At 72.5% G+C, this 7721-nt stretch carries 7 protein-coding genes; 5 read left to right on the forward strand and 2 right to left on the reverse strand.

Translation table 11 applies throughout. The features are described from left to right. Nucleotides 1–33: 33 nt before the first annotated feature. The 4 genes from ACFV4N_RS20070 to yhjD all read left to right on the forward strand — a co-directional run bounded on the left by ACFV4N_RS20070 (nt 34) and on the right by yhjD (nt 5409). Complete coding sequence (locus ACFV4N_RS20070; protein WP_499674064.1) at nt 34–2610, forward strand: bifunctional FO biosynthesis protein CofGH; 2577 nt, start codon at nt 34–36, stop codon at nt 2608–2610. Nucleotides 2611–2883: 273 nt separating this feature from the next. Beyond that, nucleotides 2884–3153 carry a hypothetical protein gene (locus tag ACFV4N_RS20075; RefSeq protein ID WP_499674065.1) on the forward strand — a complete coding sequence of 90 codons (270 nt, stop codon included), beginning with the start codon at nt 2884–2886 and terminating at the stop codon, nt 3151–3153. Between the two features lie 98 nt (nt 3154–3251). Further along, on the forward strand, nt 3252–4298 hold the full coding sequence (gene trpS / locus ACFV4N_RS20080; RefSeq protein ID WP_499674066.1) for a tryptophan--tRNA ligase: 1047 nt from the start codon (nt 3252–3254) through the stop codon (nt 4296–4298). Nucleotides 4299–4398: 100 nt separating this feature from the next. Next, nucleotides 4399–5409 (forward strand): inner membrane protein YhjD, encoded by a 1011-nt coding sequence (gene yhjD / locus ACFV4N_RS20085; protein ID WP_499674067.1) that lies wholly within the window; start codon nt 4399–4401, stop codon nt 5407–5409. 23 nt (nt 5410–5432) lie between these two features. On the opposite strand, the gene ACFV4N_RS20090 is transcribed toward yhjD, so the two are convergent. Next, nucleotides 5433–5780 (reverse strand): hypothetical protein, encoded by a 348-nt coding sequence (locus ACFV4N_RS20090; RefSeq protein WP_499674068.1) that lies wholly within the window; start codon nt 5778–5780, stop codon nt 5433–5435. A gap of 26 nt (nt 5781–5806) precedes the next feature. Then, on the reverse strand, nt 5807–6031 hold the full coding sequence (locus ACFV4N_RS20095; protein WP_499674069.1) for an SCO4848 family membrane protein: 225 nt from the start codon (nt 6029–6031) through the stop codon (nt 5807–5809). Between the two features lie 312 nt (nt 6032–6343). Between ACFV4N_RS20095 and ACFV4N_RS20100 the strand changes: the two genes are divergently transcribed. Beyond that, a complete protein-coding gene (locus ACFV4N_RS20100) occupies nt 6344–7504 on the forward strand; it encodes a D-alanyl-D-alanine carboxypeptidase family protein (protein ID WP_499674070.1) in 1161 nt (386 codons plus the stop codon). The last annotated feature ends 217 nt before the right edge of the window (nt 7505–7721 follow it).

Genomic DNA, 7721 nt, shown 5'->3' on the forward strand with positions numbered 1-7721 from the left:
GATCGGGAATTCCCGGCACCTAAGGTCGTTGTCGTGGCCGTGGACATCTCGATCACCCCGCCCGAACCGACGCCCAGCCCGGCGGCGATGCGGCGCGCGTTGCGCCGGGCCGCCGACGGCGCGGTCCTCGACGTCACCGAGGCCGCCGTGCTGCTGCACGCCCGCGGTGAGGACCTGGACGCGCTGCTCGACGCCGCGGGCCGGGTGCGCGACGCCCACCTGCTGGCCGAGGGGCGGCCCGGGGTCGTCACCTACAGCCGCAACGCGTTCATCCCGCTGACGCGCCTGTGCCGGGACCGCTGCCACTACTGCACGTTCGCCACCGTCCCGCACCGGCTGCCCGCCGCGTTCCTGGAGCGCGACGAGGTGCTGGACATCGCGCGGCGGGCCGCGGCGCAGGGGTGCAAGGAAGCCCTGTTCACGCTGGGGGACCGGCCCGAGGACCGCTGGCCGCAGGCCCGTGAGTGGCTGGAGGCGCGCGGCTACTCGTCCACGCTCGACTACGTCCGGGCCTGCGCCATCGCGGTGCTGGAGGAGACCGGGCTGCTGCCCCACCTCAACCCCGGCGTGCTGAGCTGGGAGGAACTCCAGCGGCTGCGGCCGGTCGCGGCGAGCATGGGCATGATGCTGGAGACCACCTCCGAGCGGCTGTGGCGGGACCAGGGCGGCCCCCACTACGGCAGCCCGGACAAGGAGCCCGCGGTGCGGCTGCGTGTCCTGACCGACGCGGGCCGGGTCAACGTCCCGTTCACCACCGGCATCCTGATCGGCATCGGCGAGACGGTCACCGAGCGCGCCGAGTCGCTGCTGGCCATGCGCGGCGTGGCGCGGCAGTACGGGCACGTGCAGGAAGTGATCATCCAGAACTTCCGGGCCAAGCCGGACACCGCGATGCGCGGGATGCCGGACGCCGACCTGCACGAGCTGGCCGCCACGATCGCGGTGGCGCGGCTGGTCATGCCGTCGTCCACGAGCGTGCAGGCGCCGCCGAACCTGGTCGGCGGGGAGTTCGGGCTGATGCTGCGCGCGGGCGTCGACGACTGGGGCGGCGTGTCGCCGGTGACGCCCGACCACGTCAACCCGGAGCGCCCGTGGCCGCAGGTGGACGCGCTGGCCGGGCACACCCGGGAGGCCGGGTTCGAGCTGCGGGAGCGGCTGGCCGCCTACCCCCGGTACGTGACCGCGCCCGCCGGGCAGTGGATCGACGCCCGGCTCACCGGGCACGTCGCCGCGCTGGCCGGGCCCGACGGGTTGGCCGACCCCGGCGCGCCGGTGGTCGGCCGCGAGTGGCAGGAGCCGGACGGCGGGCTCGACACCTACGGGCGGGCCGACCTGAACACCGCGATCGACACCGAGGGGCGCTCGGCGGACCGGCGGGGCGACTTCGACAGCGTCTACGGCGACTGGGACTCGCTGCGGGTGCCGGTGGCCGGTGATGGTGGTGGTGCGGCGCCGGTGGCCGGTGGTGCGCTGGCCGGTGGTGGTGCGGTGCCGCGGTTGCCCGAGGACGCCAAGCGGGCCCTGTCGATCGCCGCCGACGACCCCGCCCGGCTGCTGGAGGACACCGACGCGGCGCTGGCGCTGCTGACCGCGGAGGGCGAGGTCCTGGAGACCATGGCCCGGCTCGCCGACGAGCTGCGCGCCTCGGTGGTCGGCGACGACGTCACCTACGTGGTCAACCGCAACATCAACTTCTCGAACGTCTGCTACGTCGGCTGCCGGTTCTGCGCCTTCGCGCAGCGCGAGCGGGACGCCGACGCGTTCCGGCTGTCCGTGGAGGAGGTAGTGCAGCGGGCGCGGGAGGCGTGGGAGGCCGGCGCCACCGAGGTGTGCATGCAGGGCGGCATCGACCCGAAGCTGCCCGTCACCTACTACGCCGACGTGGTGCGGGCGATCAAGGCGGCGCTGCCGGGGATGCACGTCCACGCGTTCAGCCCGATGGAGGTCGTCAGCGCGGCGGCCAAGGCGGGCGTGAGCGTGCGGGAGTGGCTGACCGAGCTGCGCGCCGCCGGCCTGGACACCATCCCGGGCACCGCCGCGGAGATCCTGGACGACGACGTGCGCTGGGTGCTGACCAAGGGCAAGCTGCCCGCCGCGACCTGGGTGGACGTGGTCGCCACCGCGCACGAGGTCGGCATCAGGTCGTCCAGCACGATGATGTACGGGCACGTCGACCACCCCGGGCACTGGCTCGGGCACTTCCGGGTGCTCGCCTCGCTGCAGGACCGGACCGGTGGGCTGACCGAGTTCGTGGGGCTGCCGTTCGTGCACCGCAACGCGCCCATCTACCTGGCGGGCGTGGCGCGGCCCGGTCCCTCGCGGCGGGACAACCGCGCGGTGCACGCGTTCGCCCGGCTCGCGCTGCACGGGCGCGTGGACAACGTCCAGTGCTCGTGGGTGAAGCTCGGGGACGAGGGGACCGCGGAGGTGCTGCGCGGCGGGGCCAACGACCTGGGCGGGACGCTGATGGAGGAGACCATCAGCCGCATGGCCGGGTCCGAGCACGGGTCGGCGCGGACGGTGCGGCAGCTGGAGGCCACGGCGGCGCTGGCCGGGCGGCCGGCTCGGCAGCGGACCACCACGTACGGGCGGGTGGAGGACGTTCGGTAGGTCGGCCGGGTCGGAGTGCCGCCCATTGGGCCGGAAGGGGTCTTCGGTGCCGCCGTTCGGCGGTGCCGTTCGGCTCCGTGGCGGATCCCATACCCCCTGTGGCGTTGCGGGGGATCGGTTGTGGATACCCTGCTCCGGTCGCGTCGACCGATCCGAACAAGCCAGTGTCACAGCTTCGGTAGGTTCGCGGCCGTCCGTCAACAGAGGTTCACCCTTTGGTGGGTGGCGTGGTTGTTGGTGAGGAGCTGGGCAGTGCGCGGTCGCGGTGCGGTCTTGGGATTGGTCCTGGGCGCGGCGTCTTCGCTGGTCGTCGAAGGTGTCGCGGTCGCCGCCGACAGCGCGGTGGCGGCTGACGTGGTCGCCGCTGACGTGGTCGCAGCCCAGCCGATCTCCCTGGACGCCCCCGTCGGTATCGCGGCCGTGGGCTTCGGCGTGGTCGGGTTGGTCGCCGGGCTGCTCCGCAGGCGCAAGGCCGCGCTGCTGCGCGCGGCGGCCGCGGCGACCGGCGAGCAGGCCGAGCCCCGGGCCGCCACCGGGGTCTGAGCGCCCGGGCGGTCGCCGGGGTTCGAGCGCCGGCAGGTCTCATCCGGATCGCCGACCCGCTACCCGTGACCGGCGGTCGGCCTGGGAGAATCGTCCCCGTGGCCCCTGAGACCCCCGCTGACAACGCCGGCGAGAGCTCCGCCGCTCCGGTGAGCCGGCCCCGCGTCCTGTCCGGCATCCAGCCGACCGCCGGCTCGTTCCACCTCGGCAACTACCTCGGCGCGTTGCGGCAGTGGGTGGCCCTCCAGGAGACGCACGAGGCGTTCTACGCCGTGGTCGACCTGCACGCGATCACCGTCGAGCAGGACCCCAAGGTGCTGCGGCAGAACACCCTGGTGTCCGCCGCGCAGCTGCTCGCGCTCGGCATCGACCCGGAGCGCTCGGCGCTGTTCGTGCAGTCCCACGTGCCCGAGCACGCCCAGCTGGGCTGGGTCCTCCAGTGCCTGACCGGGTTCGGCGAGGCCAGCCGCATGACCCAGTTCAAGGACAAGTCCGCGCGGCAGGAGGCCGGGGTCGGCGTCGGCCTGTTCACCTACCCGATCCTCCAGGCCGCGGACATCCTGCTGTACCAGGCGCACCACGTGCCGGTCGGCGAGGACCAGCGGCAGCACCTGGAGCTGACCCGCGACCTGGCGCAGCGGTTCAACGGCCGGTACGGCAAGACGTTCCGGGTGCCCGAGCCCTACATCGTCAAGGACACCGCCAAGATCTACGACCTCCAGGACCCGACGTCGAAGATGTCGAAGTCCGTGCCGGCGGGCGTGGTGGAGCTGCTGGAGGACCCGAAGCGGGCCGCCAAGAAGATCCGGTCGGCGGTGACCGACACCGGGCGCGAGATCGTCTACGACCCAGAGAACAAGGCCGGGGTGAGCAACCTGCTGGTGATCTACTCGGCGTTGAGCGGCGAGTCGGTCGAGTCGCTGGTGGCGAGGTACGAGGGCAAGGGCTACGGGGACCTCAAGAAGGACCTCGGCGAGGTGCTGGTCGAGTTCGTGACGCCGGTGCAGGCCCGGGTCTCGGAGTACCTGGCGGACCGGGCCGAGCTGGACAAGGTCCTGGCGCGGGGTGCGGAGCGGGCCCGGTCGGTGGCGGCCAAGACGCTGGCCCGGACCTACGAGCGGATCGGGTTCCTGGCCGGGAGCTGAGCCGCGGGGTTGTGGTCAGGCTGCGGTGAGGGGCTGTGGGGGATCGGGCCACTCCCCCGTCCGAGTGGCGCTTGATCAGGTCGGGCCTTAGTTTTTTCGTGTGGCGGAAAGCGCTGGGGGCGAGTCGAAGGTCGATCGGCTGCGCCGGGAGAAGCCGTGGCTCGACCACCTGTTCCGCGCCCTCCAGCGCTACCAGGAGCAGTACGGGGCGCACTACGCGGCGGCCGTGACGTACTTCAGCGTGCTGTCGCTGGTGCCGATGCTGATGATCGGGTTCGCGGTCGCCGGTTTCGTGCTCGTCTCGCAGCCCGGTCTGCTGGACGAGATGAAGTCGAGCATCGCGGAGGCGGTGCCCGGCGCGCTCGGCGACACGATCAACGACGTGGTCGAGCAGGCGGTCAGCTCCAAGGGCACCGTGGGCGTGCTGGGCCTGCTGACCGCGGCCTACTCCGGCCTGGGGTGGATGAGCAACCTGCGGGACGCGCTGACCGCCCAGTGGGGCCACGCCAAGGAGGACCGGCCCTTCCTGAAGACGACGCTGAAGGACCTGCTGTCGCTGGTCAGCCTGGGCCTCGCGCTGGTGGTGTCGTTCGGGTTGACGGCGCTGGGCAGCGGGTTCGCGGAGCTGGTGCTGCGCTGGATCGGCCTGGAGGGCGTGGGCTGGGCGCAGTTCCTGCTGAAGGTCGGCACGATCGTGCTGGCGCTGGCGGCGAACTGGCTCGTGTTCCTGTGGGTGCTGGCGAAGCTGCCGCGCAAGCCGGTGGGCTGGCGGAGCGCGGTCAAGGGCGCGTTGGCGGCCGCGGTCGGGTTCGAGGTGCTCAAGCAGGCCGGGACGCTGTACCTGAGCAGCGTCACCACGTCGCCGGCGGGCGCCGCGTTCGGGCCGGTGATCGGCGTGCTGTTCTTCGCCAACCTGGTGGCGCAGTTCCTGCTGTTCATCACGGCCTGGACCGCCACGGCCCGCGAGAACCTGCTCAAGGACCCGCCCGTGCCCCCGCCGCCGGCGGTGATCAAGCCGGTGGTCGAGGTGCGGTCCGGGCCCAGCCCCCGCGCCGCGGCCGGGTTGGTGGGCGCGGGGGTGCTGCTGGGGGCGTTGTTCCGCCGTCGGTGACCGCCTGTCCCCTCTCGGGGTGCTCAGCTCCAGAAGACCGCGATGCCGACGTTGAGGACGACCAGGCCGGCGAGGGCCGGGGCGAGCCAGGTCGCGGGCTTCGGCTTGTTCAGGTTCACCGCGACCAGGGCCGCGATCGCCACCAGGACCAGCGTCTTGATGCCGATCTTGATGTGGTTGTACTCCTGGTCGGTGAGCGGCGCGAGGCCGACCAGGGCCACGCCGGTGAGCAGCTGGAGCGCGCTGCCGTGCAGCCAGCCCTTGTTCAGCGGGGCGTCGGCGCCTGCCCGGCGCTGGACGAAGAACATCGCGATGAGCATGCCCATGCCGAGCAGGTGCAGGAACACCAGCAACAGGCGCACGAACTCCACGGCGGAGCCTCCAGGTGTGGTGGGTTCTACTGCCGGCCCGCCCGCAGGCCGCGCACGCCGAGCAGGCCGATGACCGTGCCGAACGCGAGCGACGCGATGACGAGCAGCAGGTGGACGGTGAAGAACGCGGTCGGCCCGTCGTCCCACGAGCGGGGGTCCTTCCAGATGTTGCGCAGGAAGGTCGGCCAGATCACCCAGGACCACACCCCGAAGGCAAGCAGGAAGACGGACATGCCGCGGGAGAGCTTCACCGGAGCAGTATCCGACGTGGCGGGTGCAGGTCACTCATCCGGGGTCGTTAGCCTGGACAGGTGCGACCCTCCGCGTTCCGACGGTCCGTTGCCCCGGTGCTGGCCGCCTGCACGGCTGCCTGTGCGCTGACGGCCACCGCGGTGCTCGCTGCCGCGCCGGCCTCGGCGTCGGCTGTTGCGCCTGGTGGGGCGGTTTCCGGGTTGGTTGATGAGTTGGCTCCTGAGTTGGCTCCCGGGTTGGCTGCCGGGCTGGTCCCCGGTGCGGCTCGGGCTCAGCCGGCTTGCGAGAACAAGGTGACACCGCCTCCGCCGGTGGACACGTCCGAGCAGGTGCCGCCCGGTGAGCAGCCGCCCCGTCCGCTGGAGGTGCCCGAGAACCCGGTCGGTGGCGAGCGGCTCGGCGAGTGCGGCCTCGTGCTGCCGCCGAACGCGCCCGTGCTGCCGGACGGCATCTCGGCCGAGAACTGGCTGCTGGCCGACCTCGACAGCGGGGCCGTGCTGGCCGGGCTGGACCCCCACGGGCGGCAGCGCCCCGCCTCGGTGATCAAGGTGCTGCTCGCGACCGTGGTCGCGAAGGAGTTGCCGCAGGACGCGACGGTGGCCGCCACGGCCGAGGACGTAGCGCAGGAGTGCACGTGCGTCGGGCTGCGCGACGGGGCCTCGTACACGGTGGAGCAGCTGCTCCAGGCGTTGGTGATGGCCTCCGGGAACGACGTGGCCCACGCGCTGGCGCGCAGGTTGGGCGGCATCCCGTCGGCGATCCGGAAGATGAACGCGCTGGCGGCCGAGCTGGGCGCGCTGGACACGCGGGCGGTGACCCCGTCCGGGTTGGACGGGCCGGGCACCTCGACGTCGGCGTACGACGTGGCGCTGATCTTCCGGGAGGCGATGAAGTACCCGGACTTCGTCAAGGCCGTGCAGACGCAGCGGATGAACTTCCCGGCCGCCAACGGCAACGGGACCGTGCAGATCGTCAACGACAACCGGATGCTGACGACGTACCAGGGCGCGCTGGGCGGCAAGTCCGGGTTCACGGACGACGCGCAGCACACGTACGTGGGCGCGGCGGAGCGGAACGGGAAGCGGCTGGTGGTCGTGCTGCTGCGCGGGCAGCAGTCGCCGGTGCGGATGACCGACCAGGCGGCGCGGCTGCTGGACTACGGGTTCTCGCTGCCCGCGTCGGCGTCGGCGGACCCGGTCGGGCGGTTGGTGGAGGGCGCGCCGCAGGCCAGGAAGAAGACCACGGAGCCCCGGCCGACCAGCACGTCCGCCGCGGTGGGCGCGGTCGCGAACACGACGGCTGACGGGTCGCGGAACACGGCCATGGAGAAGGCGTTCGGGAACGTGGGCGGGCCCATCACGGCGGTGGCCGGGCTCGGGTTGCTGCTGGCGCTGGGGATGTACCTGCGGACCCGACGGGCCAGGGCGGCACGGGCTCGACGGGCCGCGGCGGGCAGCAGCCGGCCTTCCTGATCTGGGGTGTTCACGGGCTTCAAAAGCGGACGCTCGCCGCTGGGCAGGCCTCCGGGGGACAAGCCTTGCCGCTCGTGGTCTCCCGTATGGCCTGCCTGAGGCAACCACCCTTGTCAAGGGGTGTCGCGAAGGGCGTGCGACACCCCTTGACAAGCGCGGTAGGGCTGCGCCCAGGCCATACGGGAGACCACGAGCCCCTAAGCTTTACGAGCTGCGC

The organism is Actinosynnema sp. NPDC059797, from assembly GCF_042732085.1.
Taxonomy (GTDB): domain Bacteria; phylum Actinomycetota; class Actinomycetes; order Mycobacteriales; family Pseudonocardiaceae; genus Actinosynnema.